The following is a 14,828-nucleotide window of genomic DNA, read 5'->3' as shown; positions in this document are numbered from 1 at the left end:
CACACGAGAAATTCTATCCAGAATGTCGCCAATTTTGGTCGAGCTTCTAGTGTGATCTCTCCCTTCGGTCGAGATGACAAACTAAACTACAATTAAAAGGATAATCTATTTCTTAAACAATAGCCCAAACTTGTTAAAAACCAACCTCAACTAGTATTTTAAAATGTGCTTTTCGTATTTTTGCGCCAAATTATTTTTATGAAATCGTTTCTTTATAAATACCGCAAATTTTTTATTGTTCTAATAGTATTTTCAGCTGTAACCATCTCTTTATTTTATTCGGCTTTAAAGCCACAAAAAACATTGCCCATTTACAATCCGGCTGATGTAAATCCTGAATTGGTAGACAGCACGATTCAATACAAAAGCAAATATCATACGATTGCCAATTTTAAATTTGTAAACCAGAACGGAGATACGATTACGCAAAAAAATTACGAAGGTAAAATTTATGTAGCCGACTTTTTCTTTACGACTTGTGGTTCGATTTGTCCAAAAATGACAACCAATCTTGAAGATGTTCAAAAAGCAATTTTGAATAATCCAAAAGTAATGTTGCTTTCCCACACCGTTTTTCCTGAAGTTGACAGTATTCCGGTTCTTAAAGAATATGCCATTAAACATCATGTTGTAGACAGCAAGTGGAATTTGGTTACCGGAGACAAAAAAGAAATCTATACAATGGCCAGAAAATCTTATCTGGCGGTAAAATTAGGTCGCCCTGATCAATTGTACGATATGGTACATACCGAGAATTTTGTTTTGGTCGATCAAAAACGACGTGTTCGTGGTTTTTATGACGGAACGAATAAAGAGGAAATTCAACGCCTTTTAGAAGACATCAATTTCTTGTGTCAAGAGTAAAATCCCTTATTTTTAGAAATATTTAGCATTTACAAAAGTGTTAAATGCCTTGAAATAAAGAATAATTGCCTACTTTTGCAATCTAAATTCAATCTAAATAAGCTTTGCAAAATACTATCCATACTCTAAAAAAAGGCGAGAAAGCCATTATCAAAGATTTTGATATCGATCTTATTCCTCTAAAATTATTAGAAATGGGTTGTTTGCCGGGCAACTTAGTCGAATTGCTTCAAATTGCTCCTTTTGGAGATCCATTATATTTAGATATAAATGGTTCGCACGTAGCCATTCGTGTTGAAACTGCTCGTGAAATTGAAGTTGAACTTATCAAAACCAATTTGTAATGAGCATTCAAAATATCAATGTTGCCCTTATTGGGAATCCTAATACAGGAAAAACTTCCGTTTTTAATCAGCTTACAGGACTTAATCAACAAGTAGGGAATTATCCCGGAATTACGGTTGAGAAAAAAATTGGCTTCTGTAAATTACCGCAAAACATTAAAGCCAATATTCTGGATTTACCCGGAACCTATAGTCTGAACGCAAGTTCTATGGACGAAAGTGTGGTTATTGAACTTTTATTAAACAAAAACGATAAATTATATCCGGATGTAGCGGTAGTGGTTACAGATGTTGAAAATCTGAAACGAAATTTACTGATTTACACTCAAATAAAAGACCTTGAAATTCCGACGATTTTAGTCATTAATATGTCGGACCGTATGGAAAGCAAAGGAATTACTTTAGATATTCCGTATCTGGAAGAAAAACTAAAAACTAAAATTGCCTTAGTAAGCTCGCGTAAAGGTTTAGGAATCGATGCATTAAAGGAACTCATTGTTTCTTATAAAACCATTCCGAATGAACCTTGCCTGAATGCTTCGGTTATTGACGAAGAATATTTTCAAAAATTACAGCATGCTTTTCCTAATCAATTATTGTATAAATTATGGTTGGTGATTACGCAGGATGTGAATTTTTCGAATTTAGATCGAAATGAAATCAGAAGTACTTTTACTAAATCTCATTCAGAATTAAAGCGTTTACAGCAAAAAGAAACCATAAAACGTTATCAATTCATCAATGATGTTTTGAAAGAAGGCTTAAAAGTGGACGCCTCGATGGCAAAAGATTTTAGAGCCAAACTTGATCGTGTTTTAACACACAAAGTTTGGGGTTATGTCATTTTCTTAGCCATTTTATTTTTGATTTTCCAATCCATTTTTAGCTGGTCAACAATTCCAATGGATTTTATCGACAGCACTTTTGCTTCTTTAAGCAGTTGGGTGGCTCAGGAATTACCAAGCGGCATCCTGACTGATTTACTCTCGCAGGGAATTGTACCGGGAATTGGCGGTGTTATTATTTTTATTCCTCAAATTGCCTTTTTATTCCTGTTCATTTCGATTCTGGAAGAAAGCGGTTATATGAGTCGTGTTGTTTTTTTGATGGATAAAATCATGCGTAAGTTTGGACTATCCGGAAAAAGCGTCGTGCCTTTAATTTCAGGAACGGCCTGTGCGATTCCGGCAATTATGGCGACCAGAAATATCGAAAACTGGAAAGAACGTCTTATTACGATTTTGGTAACTCCGTTTACCACTTGTTCTGCAAGACTACCTGTTTATACTATTATTATTTCATTGGTAATTCCTGAGGAACGCTTATTTGGTTTTCTAAATGTGCAAGGTTTAGCCTTGATGTTGTTGTATTTATTAGGTTTTGGAACAGCCATTCTTTCGGCCTATATCTTAAATAAAATATTAAAAATAAGTGCCAAAACGTATTTCGTAGTCGAAATGCCAAGCTATAAATTGCCTCTTTTCAAAAACGTTGCAATTAATGTTGTCGAGAAAACAAAAGCTTTCGTTGTTGGAGCCGGTAAAATCATTTTGGCGATATCTGTTATCTTGTGGTTTTTAGCATCATACGGTCCCGGAAAAGATTTTAACGAAGCCGAATCTATCGTAAAAGAAAGATTTGTGGATAAACCTCTTGACGAAACTGAATTTGAAAACGAAGTGGCTTCTCAAAAATTAGAGAACTCGTATATCGGGATAATGGGTAAAGCCATTGAGCCAGCCATTTCTCCTTTGGGTTATGATTGGAAAATAGGAATTGCCATTATCAGTTCGTTTGCTGCGCGTGAGGTTTTCGTAGGAACACTTGCTACGATTTACAGTGTAGGAAGCAGCGATAACGAAGCGACCATAAAAAGCAAAATGCAGGAAGAAATAAATCCTCAAACAGGTCAGAAAATCTTCAATTTTGCTTCAGGAATTTCATTGTTATTGTTCTATGCTTTTGCCATGCAGTGCGCCAGTACATTGGCCATTACCAAAAAAGAAACCAACTCCTGGAAATGGCCTGCCATGCAGCTTTTCCTGATGAGCGGTCTTGCTTATTTTGTAGCGCTGTTTGCGTATCAACTTTTAAAATAAACGATCATGGTACAAGAAATTATTGCCTTTGTCATATTATTTATCGCCGTTGGTTTTTTGATCAAAAAATTCTTTTGGAAATCTAAAAAGAAGAAAGATTGCGGCGAAGGAAATTGTGGGTGTTCTTAGAGGAAGGTTCTGAGTTGCTGAGATTCTAAGTAGCTAAGTTTTTTTACCACAGAGATTCACAAAGGTTTCACAGAGAATCACAAAGTATTTATATTGTTATTGTCAGACTGAGCGAAGTCGAAGTCCGCAAAGATTTTGTACCACAGAGATTCACAGAGGTTCACAAAGATCTTTTTGTATTATTCTGAAGCTTTGTTGCGCGAAAAGCTCACAAAGCAATGTATAAATTTAGATTAGAATTAAAACATAAAAAATGGCTTCAATTATGAAGCCATTTTTTATTACTGAAAACTGAGACTGAGACTGAGACCGTAAACTATTTAATCCCCTCCCACTCTGCATAGAACTGAGCCAGGAATAGCTCCATAAAACGATGTCTTTCGGCAGCGATTTGTTTTCCGGTTTCGGTATTCATTTTATCTTTTAGGAGTAAAAGTTTTTCGTAAAAATGATTTACGGTTGGCGCATTATTCTTTTTATATTCTTCTTTTGTCATATTGGTTACAGGAGCGATTTCAGGGTCATATAAGGCACGATTTTTAAATCCGCCATAATTGAACGCTCTTGCCACTCCTATTGCGCCTATTGCATCTAAACGATCCGCATCCTGAACGATATTCAATTCTATAGAAGAGAACTTCTTTTCGAAATTTCCGCCCTTAAAAGAGATGTTTTCGATAATGTTTACTACATGCTGAATAATAACTTCTTCAACATTTTCTGATTCTAAAAATAAACGTGCTGTTTTTGGTCCGATGGTTTCATCTCCATTATGAAATTTACTATCGGCAATATCGTGGAGTAAAGCTCCTAACTGAACAACGGTAAGATTACAATCTGTGTCTTTTGCAATTAAAAGTGCATTTTTATAGACGCGCTCGATATGAAACCAATCGTGTCCGCCTTCGGCATCATTTAGTTTCTCTTTTACAAAAACGATTGTTTTGTTTATCAGGTCAGAATTATTCATAGTTTGTTTTGTGTTTATCTGCTTGGTTAATGGCACACAGATTTTACGGATTAAACGGATTTACGCAGATTATTTTTTAATTGCGTCTTTCGAAAATCCTTATTGAATAAAAAATGTTGATTGTCAAAGTTTTTCAACCTCAACAATCAACAATATGTTTTAATTGTCAATATCAGAAATCAATTGCAATATCAATGTCAATTGCAATATCAAAAATCAATTTAAATTTTAATCTAAAATCTGCAATCTAAAATTTTTACAATCTCGCTGGTTCTACCCATTTAAATATGTGTGATTCCTGTGGAATTACCAATCTCTCAGAGATTCTGGCCATACGTCCTGGTAATTTCATTAAATAATCACGAGCTTTTTCGGCTTCGTCTGTCAAACCCGACATCTTATCAATTTCCCACTTGTCCATTAATTTTTGCATGATATCAACATAATCGCTTGCGGTGTAAACCCCAATACGTTGTGCTGAATCAGAAAATTGCTCGAAAGCTGAACTGATCTTTTGACCTGATTCTCTTAAGAAATGTGCTGGCATAACGATTTTTTGTTTCATCATGTATTGAAACGCCAACATCATTTCGCTGGGATCAACTGCAAAAATTCTCGTAACAAATTCGCTATATGCATGGTGATGACGCATTTCGTCACCTGCAATCATTTTACACATTTTAGACAACTTGTTATCACCAAATTTTTTCGCCATTTGAGCTACTCTATTGTGCGAAACGTAAGTTGCTAATTCCTGGAAACTAGTATATACAAAGTTTTTGTACGGGTCAGATCCAGTTCCAATATCAAAACCGTCGTTGATTAAGTGCTGTGTTGTCATTTCGATTTCACGCATATTCACACGACCGGACAAATACAAGTATTTATTCAGCAAATCACCGTGGCGGTTTTCTTCTCCGGTCCATTGACGAATCCATTTTGACCATCCATTTCCACCATTTTCGATCTGATTTATACCTTCAACATCCATTAACCATGATTCGTATGTTGGCAACGCTTCCTCGGTGATGGTATCACCTACAAGCGTAACCCAGAAATCATATGGTAATTCTTTGGCAATTTCACGTAACTCTTTTACCTCCTCAAAGAAATTATCTCCTTCAGAATTAGGCAAAAAGTCTGACGGTTGCCAAATTTTTTCCACTGGAATTAAATACTGTTCAACGAAGCTATCCACGTTTTTTTCTAAAAACTGCATTACTTCTAATCTAATGTTTTTTATAGACATTACTTATTTAAGATTGGGACTTTTGTTTCGGTTTTATTGCTGAAATCAAAAATCTATTTATACTCGTTTACTCCTTCTACAACTGCCTTCTCTGTCATCTCCATTAATTGGGCAAAATCATAATCCTTTACGGCGATTGCTTTATGAACGGTAAAGGTAAGGCGATTTCCTAAAGTTACAGGAAAAAGGCCGTATTTTACCATTTTCCATGAATTATTAATACTCACTGGAACAATGTACGCTGATGGCGCATATTTACATAAAATTTTTAAACCATTTTGGGCAAATTCTTTTGGTTTTCCGGTTTTACTACGGGTACCTTCAGGAAAAATTACTGCAGATCTATTGTACTTTTCAATATATTCAGACAAGCCTTTAATTGTTGGTATGGCTTGTTTAGGGTCTTTTCGGTCTATTAGCACAGATCCTCCGTGACGCAAATTATAAGACACGCTGGGAATCCCTTTACCTAACTCTTTCTTACTCACAAATTTACAATGAAATCGTCTAAAATACCATATCATTGTTATAATATCGTACATACTTTGGTGATTCGAGACAAAAATTAATGGAACACCAGTTGGAATTGTTTCTCTATTTTCGATTTTATAAGTTGTTCCTATTAGATTTGTACATCTTAAAAGGCAGAAATTTAAATAATCTACACTTTTTTTGTGCGCCTGATAACCAAAAACATTCAGACAAATCCATTGTATTGGATGAAAAATCAATAAAACTGAACTAAAAAACAAATAGTATATTACAGATATAGGATACGAAATTATTTTTTGCATGCTTTTGAAAATTAATGCCCAAAAGTAATAAATAAATTTTTAGCTGTATAAAAATTATATAACTAGCTAAATATAAAACACATACCAAATATTTTTATTATAAATCGTACAAAATTTACACAATTATAATAGTTAAAAACTTCAATTCAACAAATATAAGTCTAATCTCTGCGTCATTATTTATAGAAACTCAGGTTTAATTTATAAAAAACACATCTGCATTTGCAATACAATTGTACCTTTGCCCTAAATTGCAATTTTTTCTGAATTAAATGAATTTCACATACCCAAAAAAGGAACGCTTAAAGAGCAAAACAACGATAGGTTTACTGTTTTCTGAAGGAAAATCGGTTTCTAAATATCCGTTGCGTTTGGTTTACCGTCAAGCGGAAGTTGATGCAGCAGAAAAAATCAAGATGGGAGTTTCGGTTTCTAAGAAATACTTTAAGAGAGCCGTTGATCGTAATTATTTCAAACGTGTTTTAAGAGAAACATACCGTTTGAATAAACATTTGCTTTTAGATAACGTTCAGGAACCTTATTCTTTGATGTTTTTTTATCAAACTAAAGACAAACTATCGTACGAAGAGATCAATACCAAAACGATTCAATTGTTCGAGAAATTTCTTCTGCAAGTAAACAAAACCAATGATTCTGAAGATAAAACTGGTTTGTAATCCTTCGATGACAAGTTTATTTATCAAATTAGACTAAGAATTATAAAAAAATTGTAGTTTTAGATTTAATTTGAAATAGATATGAAATATATTTTCTTTTTATTCTTTGTCCTTTTGACTTTTTCAGGTTGTGCTAAACACGAAGCACCAATTGAAGACATGGCAATTAGCGCCGTCAAGCTTTCTCCAAAAAATGAATCTGCAAGTTCAGAGTTAAAAGATGACATGGCCGAACCTGCTTCTCCTCAAATTCCACAAAAAATTATTAAAGAAGCTTCGCTCAGATTTGAAACCAATGATCTTCAAGATACTTTCGATCAAATCCAAACTGCAATTGCAGCGAATAAGGCCAACATACAAAATGATTCTGAAGGAAAAGATTACGATAACGTTTATAGAAATTTAACTGTTCGGGTTCCTAGTCAAAATTTTGATTCTTTTATAAATGCTATTTCAAAAGGGGTTTCTTATTTTGAAAGAAAAGATATTACTTCGCAAAGTGTTACCGAACAATATATTGACTTAACGACAAGACTAAAAACGAAACGAAAACTTGAAGAACGTTATCTTCAAATTCTTCAAAAAGCAACCAAAATAAGTGAAATTCTGGAAATTGAAAAACAAATTTCGGCCATTCGCGAAGAAATTGAAGCTAAAGAAGGACAATTGAAATATTTAGAAAGCCGAGTTTCTGAAAGTACTGTAACCATAGAATTCTACAAAACGATTGCTCAAAAAGAAGGCGTTAAAGCTTCGTACGGATCTAAAATATGGACAGCGATTCAATCCGGTTTTTTTAGCCTTTCAGAATTTTTAATATCCCTTATCAGCCTTTGGCCCTTTATTATACTGGTTTGTGTAATTGCCTATTTTATTAGAAGAAGATTTAAAAGAAAAAAATTATAATCATGTATCCTTATTTCAAAAAGAAATTCATCATACCTACTGTTGCGGCAGGATTTTTATTTATTGGAACCAGTTTCAAAGACGACTTTTTTGAGATTGCCAAACAAATCGAAATCTTTACGACATTGTTTAAAGCCGTTAACACGAATTATGTCGACGAAACGAATCCGGGCGATTTGATGGACAAAGCCATTAAAAGCATGTTGGGAAGTTTAGATCCGTATACGGTTTACTTTAACGAGCAGGATGTTGTCAATTTTAAGATCAATAATACCGGAGAATATACCGGAATTGGCGCTTTGATATCCAGAAAAAAAGATCGCTTGATTGTTCGCGAACCTTATAAAAATTATCCTGCTGATAAAGCCGGACTAAAAGCGGGTGACGAAATCATACAAATTGGCGATGTTTTGATTGCTGATTTTAAAGATGATGCTTCGCAATTACTAAAGGGAACAAAAAACACCAAAATCCAGATCAAATACCTGCGTCAGGGAAAAACCTTTACAACGGAGTTGATTTTGGATGAAGTTGATATTAAATCGGTACCGTTTTACGGTAAAATCGATGATAAAACGGGTTATATTGTTTTGGCTCACTTTAGCCGTAAGGCATCCAATGAAGTAAAAGAGGCCTTGGAAAAACTTAAAGCAGATGGAGCAACACAAATTGTTCTTGATTTAAGAGGAAATCCCGGTGGTTTGCTTAACGAAGCTATTGATATTTGTAATTTATTTGTTCCAAAGAACGAAGTAATTGTAACTACAAAATCGAGAATCGAGAAACATAATAATACTTATAAAACGACCAAAGAACCTGTAGATACTCAGATTCCGCTGGCTATTTTAGTCAACGGAAGAAGCGCTTCTGCCTCTGAAATTGTTTCGGGTGCTTTGCAGGATTTAGATCGCGCCGTGATTTTAGGAACCCGCAGTTTCGGGAAAGGTCTGGTACAGCGTTCTGTTGATTTGACTTACGGAACTCAGCTAAAAGTAACCATTTCCCGTTATTATACGCCTTCGGGTCGTTGTATTCAGGCTTTAGATTATGCACATAAAGATAAAAATGGTGTTGCTCAAAAAACGGATGCCAAAAACTTTAATGCTTTTAAAACCCGCAAAGGAAGAACGGTTTATGATGGCGGTGGCGTTTTACCGGATATCGAATTAGACGAATCTAAAATGAGTCCTATTACAACTGCATTATTAAAAAACGACGGAATTTTTGATTATGCTACAACGTATTACTACAAAAATCCTAATTTGGGAGATAAAATTCCAACGATTTCTGATGCTGATTATGTAAGTTTCAAACAATATCTAAAAGCGAATAAAATTAGTTTTGATACGGAAACAGAAGTGGCATTGAGGAACACTTTGGCTGCAGCCAAAAATGAAAAAATCGACGAAACGATAGCTCCGGAATATCAGCAATTACTGGCCGCTCTTGAAAAAAGTGAAACGACTTTGTTAGATAAAAACCAAAAAGAGATTAGAAACCTGATTCAGGAGGAATTAATTAAGAGATATCAATATCAGGAAGGTTTGTACCAATATTATATTAAAAATAATTCTGAGATTAAGAAAGCGGTTGGCGTTTTAAACAATCAGACGGAGTATAAAACGATTTTGAAAATGTAACATTTGAAAATGTAACATTTAAAAATGATCTTTAAATAAAAAGTCAAAATTTTATATTCTTTCTCTAAAAACAAATGACCCTACTTTTTATAGGGTCATTTGTTTTTTTGTCTATTGCTATTCTCCTGCAAACGACAAATACAATTCTTGCTTATTAAAAAGTACTGTTACCACGATTTTGAAACCATAAATTTTGAAAGATTTAATAAAAGTGAATATAAGGAACTTTCTAATGACAGCTTTTACTTAAAAGTTGGTTCCGGAGGTCTATTTGAAACAGTATTATCCGATACTAATATTTCTTTTCCTTCCAGAAATTTATTCAAAACGACATCATTTAATAACCAAGGTTGGCCTATCCATCTTAATATTCCCTGATTGTCAATTAAAAAAGTTCTAGGTATAGCATAACCTCCTTGATCATCATCAACTACAAAATCATTTAGGGCTTTTTTAGTTTGATCACTAACTACAATTGACTTGAACTTTACTCTTTCTAGTGTTTTCTTCGTTTTTACAGGAGATTCATCTGTTATAGAAACAAATACGAGATCCTTTCTATCCTTGAATTGTTCTTGCATTTTATTTAGATTGGGAACTTCTTCTAAACAGCTTGTACACCAGGTTGCCCAAAATTCCAGCAGAATATATTTGCCTTTAAGATTTTTATCTTTGGGAGCATTTGCTAAATAATCTGTGATATTTAAATCCGGAACCTTATCGCCTACTTTTAGTTTAATTTGACTAAAAGTGTTCTGAGACAATACTAAAACAAAAACGAATGAAAGAAATTTTCTCATAGTTATTTTTTTATCTAATTTAATTAAAAATATAACTCAAAACTGATCGAATAAAAAACCTCTAATTACGTAAAAGCAAATAGAGGCTTAAACTCCTTTGAAACCAAAAGCTACAAGATGTAAATAAAAATATTCAGATGTGTTTTTGTACAGTTAATTATTCCCTAATCATCTCGATATGCGGAATATCATCTTCAAGATACATTTCACTGCTTTGAACAAATCCGTGGCTCTCGTAGAATTTCTTTAAATACAGTTGTGCACCAATAGTAATTTTATCTTTATCGAAATTCGACTTTATAGCTGCAATGGCTTCACGCATTAAGTCATGCCCCCATTTTCTGTCGCGATAATTGGCATCGACTACAACTCTGCCAATTGAGGCATTGTCAAAACTAATTCCAGCGTCGAATAAGCGTACATAAGCGACGGTTTTACCATCATATTCGCCAATTAGGTGTAATGCTTTCTTATCTTTTCCGTCAAGGTCCAAATAAACGCAGTTTTGCTCTACTACAAAGATCTCGCTTCTTAGTTTGAGTAAATCATATAACTCATGAACGGTTAATGCCTCAAACGGCTTTATTTTCCATTTTAATTCCATTATCTCTTCTGTATTCAATTATAATAAAAAGTTGCAGCAAAATTACATTAAATAAAAATCCCGAATACAAAATTGTAATCGGGATTTTACTATTCGAAAAAAATCAAAACTTTATTTTTTCTTCATAACGATTTCCATGCTTTTATATTCTTTTCCGTTTTTTACGTCAAACATTTCCATTTTACGGGTTGTGGCGTCTACAATGGTATAAATTTCCCTATACGGGGTTTTCTTACCGTTTACGGGATTTACAACATCCCCTTTCAACTCCATACTTTTTGCTTTTTCATCATATTTACCAACAGCCACCATCATTCCGGTGCCCATATTATCAATAAAAGTAGTGGTATATTCTTTGCTGGCATTATTATAGGCAAGAGTACTTTTTCCTTCAAAGGGCTGTCCCATAATCTTTCCCTGAAAATTGGTTTCCTGATAACGCCCGCCAAGAATCATTTTAACATTGGCTGTAGAGCTTGCTTTTTCAGGTTTGGCATCTGGCTCGTACCAAAAAGTCATTTCGCAATTCCAGTTTCCTGTTTCATCTGCCATTAGTTTATGAGGTTCACCGGGTGTGGCATAAGCTTCCCAGGCTTTCATTTGTGCTGCTGAATCTACTGGTTCTTCGGTAATTGGTTCTGTTGTCGAAATGCTGTCTGTAGCATTTATAGTTCCGGATTCTGCTTTTACCTCTTTTTTACACGAAGTAAAAAACAATACTAACATTACTAATACTGTGATCAAATTTTTCATAAGTCTTTGTTTTAATGTTTGTTACAAACAAAATTAAGAAAAATATGAGTTGATCGCATGTAAATTTCAGCTCTTATCGTTTATCAATTTTTACTGATTTTATAATGGCTTCTAAATCGAACATTAAATCTCTTTCCTGATTAGAAGGCGAATAACAAAATCCCTCGATGACCAAAATTCGATTGTATGTTTTGTCTACAATGGCGTAATTGATAAATGGTCCGGCCATGAAATCATTTTTCAGCTCCCAGGTTCCTTTGGTTTCATAGGCTTTTTTTCCGTCCAGCATAGTAGTCGAAAAATAAGGTGCATAAGCTTCTCCTGTTATCATTCGAGTATTGGGTTCGCGGCCTTTTATATAATAGCCAACTGAATCACGCATTTTGGTAATGCTGTTGACCAGGTCTGAACTTTTCTTAAAACTGCGAAGTGGAATCTGATAGATAAGTAAACTTGTATTACCGCTTATAATGTCTTTTTTAAGCCAAATAAAATTCCTTTTGTGCAACATATATTCATAGCCTGTTGGGATTTGCAGATCGATATGAAATTTGTTTTTTATCACTGTTGGATTCAATAGTGATTTGCTGTTATCTTCCTGAATTTTCTGAATTTCGGCATCGCGAATGATCTTAATAATTTGGCCCGAATTGAGTTCGATACTGCAAAGAATATCATCGACTGATTTTCCGTAAATACGAAATGTGTTATGCGGCAAAGATTTACTGTGGGTAATCTCGAATTTTTCTGTAGTTGCTTTTTTAACTACAATAATACTTCGGCTATCGGTGACAAAACCTTCAAGCAAACGCGCGGGATATTGATTTATGGTAAATAAAGGTTCCTCCTGGGTGAGGCCTAATACGGGTGAGGCAAATTTATTTCGAATACTATCTCCTACTTCTCCATACCACAACTGATCGTCTATAATAATAGAAATCGAGTTGGTTTTACCGGATACGGGCTGAGGTTTCTCGCTTTTTAAACAAGAAATTACGAGAAACGGGATGAACAGCAATAAAAAATGGGTTTTATTCATTTTCTTAATTTATGAAATAAAACCCAAATTTATGTAAGATTTTTTAACTATCCGTTTATTTTAAGTTTCATTCCTGGTTTAATCTCTCCGTCTTTAATATTATTCCATTTTTTAATATCCGAGATTGTGACCCCAGGATATTTTTTAGAAATACTATACAACGAATCTCCTTTTTTAACGTAATAATCTTCTCCAAGATTTTTGGCAGAAGTCGCTTTCTTTCTGAATGAATCAATAGACGAATTTGAAGCGATGGCAGTAGTTACATTCTCCTCAACAATTTCCGGAACTGCTTTGGCCACTACTAAACTTTTACCTAAACCAATGTTATTTGAAGTTAGATCATTAAGTTCTTTTAACTCCGCAATAGTCGTACCGAATTTTTTAGCGATGCTTCCTAAATTGTCTCCGGCCGCTACAATATATTCCTGAGGATGTTTATTGTCCTTATCTTTATCATCAGCTGCAGCAATTGCTTCTTCTGATTTTTTCTCAATTGCAATAGTTGATTTTAGTTCTTTAAAGTTTTTAGTAACTGGATCGTAATCTGTTTTAAGTTTTAAATTTCTTCCTAGCGCAACTGCATTTGATTTAAGATTGTTCCATTTTTTTAAATCAATAACATTCACTTTATACTTTGCGGCAATAGTGCCCAGATTATCACCTTTTTGCACTTTATACCATTTAACATCGGTATCAACTGGCTCTACTGTTTTCTCTAGTTTTGCTTTTGCTTTAGGCATAACTTTCAAGGCCAACTGTGCAGGCATTGTTTTATTTCGTGATTGATAAGCTACATAATCATAAATCTTATTTTCGTTTGAAACGAATGTGGCTATTTTATCTTTAGGTAAACGCAGATAATGTGCTTCGCCCTGATAAAATGGAACTACATTTAGTTTATAAGATGGATTTAGAAGTTGTATTTGAGATTGCGGCATGTCTAGCAAATCTGCAATTTGCTTGAATGACATTTGATTTTTAATCTGTACTGTATCTGTTTCAAAATTTTTAACTACAGCTCTTTGCGGATTGATTCCGTGTTCTTTATGATATTCAAAAAGATACATTGTAGCTAAAAAAGCGGGAACATAACCTTGGGTTTCTTTTGGAAGATGGTTACGTATGTCCCAGTATTTTGTTTTTCCGCCAGAGCGACGAATTGCTTTGGTAACATTTCCCGGTCCTGAATTGTAAGATGCTAAAACAAGTTCCCAATCGCCAAAGATGTTGAACATCTTGCTCATGTATTCTGATGCGGCAGCTGTAGCTTTAAGAGGATCACTACGCTCATCAATATACGAATCGATTTTAAGGGCGTATTGTTTACCGGTTCCGTACATGAATTGCCAAAGTCCGGTGGCGCCCATTTTAGAAACTGCTTTAGGATTTAAAGCAGATTCTACAACGGCTAAATATTTAATTTCTAAAGGCACATTTTGTCTGGCAAAAGCGTCTTCGAATATTGGAAAATAATATTCTGATAAAGACATTAATCGTGAAAATGATTTTTTACGATTTTTAAGAAATGACTTTATTATGTTTTCTAAACCCTGATTGTATTCAATGTTAAAGGGTGATTTCTCGTTCATTGCCTGAAGACGCTGTTTAAGCAATTCTGTTGGCAGTTCCTGATCTACAGTAAAATCTGTATTGATCGTCTGAATGTCTTTTGTAAGATCATCGTAAATATCTAAACTTACTAATTCGTTCATCCAGAGACTATCTACGCGAGTTGCAAGTTCATCTCTTTTAAAAGTATTTTTAACAGAATCTAAATACGATATCTTTACAATTGGCTTAATTTCTACATTTGTGTTTGCAACATCCTGCGCAAACATCGACATAGAAAAAAACACCGAAACCACTATTGATATTTTTTTTACAATCATATAACATTTTTTTAAAATTCTATAATTCAAACAATTACAGAAACCTTACTTTTGCAAACTTAAAGAGT

At 34.0% G+C, this 14,828-nt stretch carries 15 protein-coding genes; 7 read left to right on the top strand and 8 right to left on the bottom strand.

All coding sequences use genetic code 11. The features are described 5' to 3' along the window. The first annotated feature begins 198 nt into the window (after positions 1-198). The 4 genes from FLP_RS23125 (at position 199) to FLP_RS25195 (ending at position 3,436) form a co-directional block, all read left to right on the top strand. On the top strand, positions 199-864 hold the full coding sequence (locus FLP_RS23125) for an SCO family protein (protein WP_065451840.1): 666 nt from the start codon (positions 199-201) through the stop codon (positions 862-864). Positions 865-968: 104 nt separating this feature from the next. Further along, entirely contained in the window at positions 969-1,208 is a 240-nt protein-coding gene (locus tag FLP_RS23120; RefSeq protein ID WP_017495803.1) for a FeoA family protein, read from the top strand. After that, entirely contained in the window at positions 1,208-3,307 is a 2,100-nt protein-coding gene (gene feoB / locus FLP_RS23115) for a ferrous iron transport protein B (RefSeq protein WP_065451839.1), read from the top strand. Before FLP_RS23120 ends, feoB begins: the two co-directional genes overlap by 1 nt. Positions 3,308-3,313: 6 nt before the next feature. After that, the gene (locus FLP_RS25195; protein WP_078006651.1) at positions 3,314-3,436 is read left to right on the top strand and encodes a FeoB-associated Cys-rich membrane protein; all 123 of its coding nucleotides are present in this window, start codon (positions 3,314-3,316) and stop codon (positions 3,434-3,436) included. A 316-nt stretch (positions 3,437-3,752) separates the two neighbouring features. Here FLP_RS25195 and FLP_RS23110 read toward each other — a convergent pair whose 3' ends face one another. The 3 genes from FLP_RS23110 to FLP_RS23100 all read right to left on the bottom strand — a co-directional run bounded on the left by FLP_RS23110 (position 3,753) and on the right by FLP_RS23100 (position 6,449). Further along, on the bottom strand, positions 3,753-4,406 hold the full coding sequence (locus tag FLP_RS23110) for an HD domain-containing protein (protein WP_065452021.1): 654 nt from the start codon (positions 4,404-4,406) through the stop codon (positions 3,753-3,755). Between the two features lie 256 nt (positions 4,407-4,662). Beyond that, positions 4,663-5,655, bottom strand: a complete 993-nt coding sequence (locus FLP_RS23105) for an acyl-ACP desaturase (protein ID WP_065451838.1) — start codon at positions 5,653-5,655, stop codon at positions 4,663-4,665. A 53-nt stretch (positions 5,656-5,708) separates the two neighbouring features. Beyond that, positions 5,709-6,449 carry a lysophospholipid acyltransferase family protein gene (locus FLP_RS23100; RefSeq protein ID WP_065451837.1) on the bottom strand — a complete coding sequence of 247 codons (741 nt, stop codon included), beginning with the start codon at positions 6,447-6,449 and terminating at the stop codon, positions 5,709-5,711. Positions 6,450-6,721: 272 nt separating this feature from the next. Between FLP_RS23100 and rnpA the strand changes: the two genes are divergently transcribed. From rnpA to FLP_RS23085, 3 genes are all read left to right on the top strand, one after another. Then, positions 6,722-7,126, top strand: coding sequence for a ribonuclease P protein component (gene rnpA, locus FLP_RS23095; protein WP_065451836.1), 405 nt, complete (start codon positions 6,722-6,724; stop codon positions 7,124-7,126). Between the two features lie 81 nt (positions 7,127-7,207). Continuing rightward, positions 7,208-8,032: a DUF4349 domain-containing protein gene (locus FLP_RS23090; RefSeq protein WP_065451835.1), complete on the top strand. Its 825-nt coding sequence runs from the start codon at positions 7,208-7,210 to the stop codon at positions 8,030-8,032. A gap of 2 nt (positions 8,033-8,034) precedes the next feature. Continuing rightward, a complete protein-coding gene (locus tag FLP_RS23085) occupies positions 8,035-9,672 on the top strand; it encodes a S41 family peptidase (protein WP_065451834.1) in 1,638 nt (545 codons plus the stop codon). A gap of 242 nt (positions 9,673-9,914) precedes the next feature. Here the strand turns inward: FLP_RS23085 and FLP_RS23080 are convergent, their stop codons facing one another. The 5 genes from FLP_RS23080 to FLP_RS23060 form a co-directional block, all read right to left on the bottom strand. After that, positions 9,915-10,472 (bottom strand): TlpA family protein disulfide reductase, encoded by a 558-nt coding sequence (locus FLP_RS23080; RefSeq protein ID WP_065451833.1) that lies wholly within the window; start codon positions 10,470-10,472, stop codon positions 9,915-9,917. 157 nt (positions 10,473-10,629) lie between these two features. Beyond that, positions 10,630-11,076, bottom strand: coding sequence for a GNAT family N-acetyltransferase (locus FLP_RS23075; RefSeq protein WP_065451832.1), 447 nt, complete (start codon positions 11,074-11,076; stop codon positions 10,630-10,632). A 111-nt stretch (positions 11,077-11,187) separates the two neighbouring features. Next, positions 11,188-11,829, bottom strand: a complete 642-nt coding sequence (locus FLP_RS23070) for a DUF1579 domain-containing protein (protein WP_065451831.1) — start codon at positions 11,827-11,829, stop codon at positions 11,188-11,190. A 73-nt stretch (positions 11,830-11,902) separates the two neighbouring features. Further along, the gene (locus tag FLP_RS23065) at positions 11,903-12,868 is read right to left on the bottom strand and encodes a DUF4837 family protein (protein ID WP_065451830.1); all 966 of its coding nucleotides are present in this window, start codon (positions 12,866-12,868) and stop codon (positions 11,903-11,905) included. Between the two features lie 47 nt (positions 12,869-12,915). Next, positions 12,916-14,760 carry a LysM peptidoglycan-binding domain-containing protein gene (locus FLP_RS23060; RefSeq protein ID WP_065451829.1) on the bottom strand — a complete coding sequence of 615 codons (1,845 nt, stop codon included), beginning with the start codon at positions 14,758-14,760 and terminating at the stop codon, positions 12,916-12,918. Positions 14,761-14,828 lie beyond the last annotated feature (68 nt).

This window comes from Flavobacterium piscis, assembly GCF_001686925.1.
GTDB classification, from domain to species: Bacteria; Bacteroidota; Bacteroidia; order Flavobacteriales; family Flavobacteriaceae; genus Flavobacterium; species Flavobacterium piscis.
This window is presented reverse-complemented; position numbering and strand designations above follow the sequence as displayed.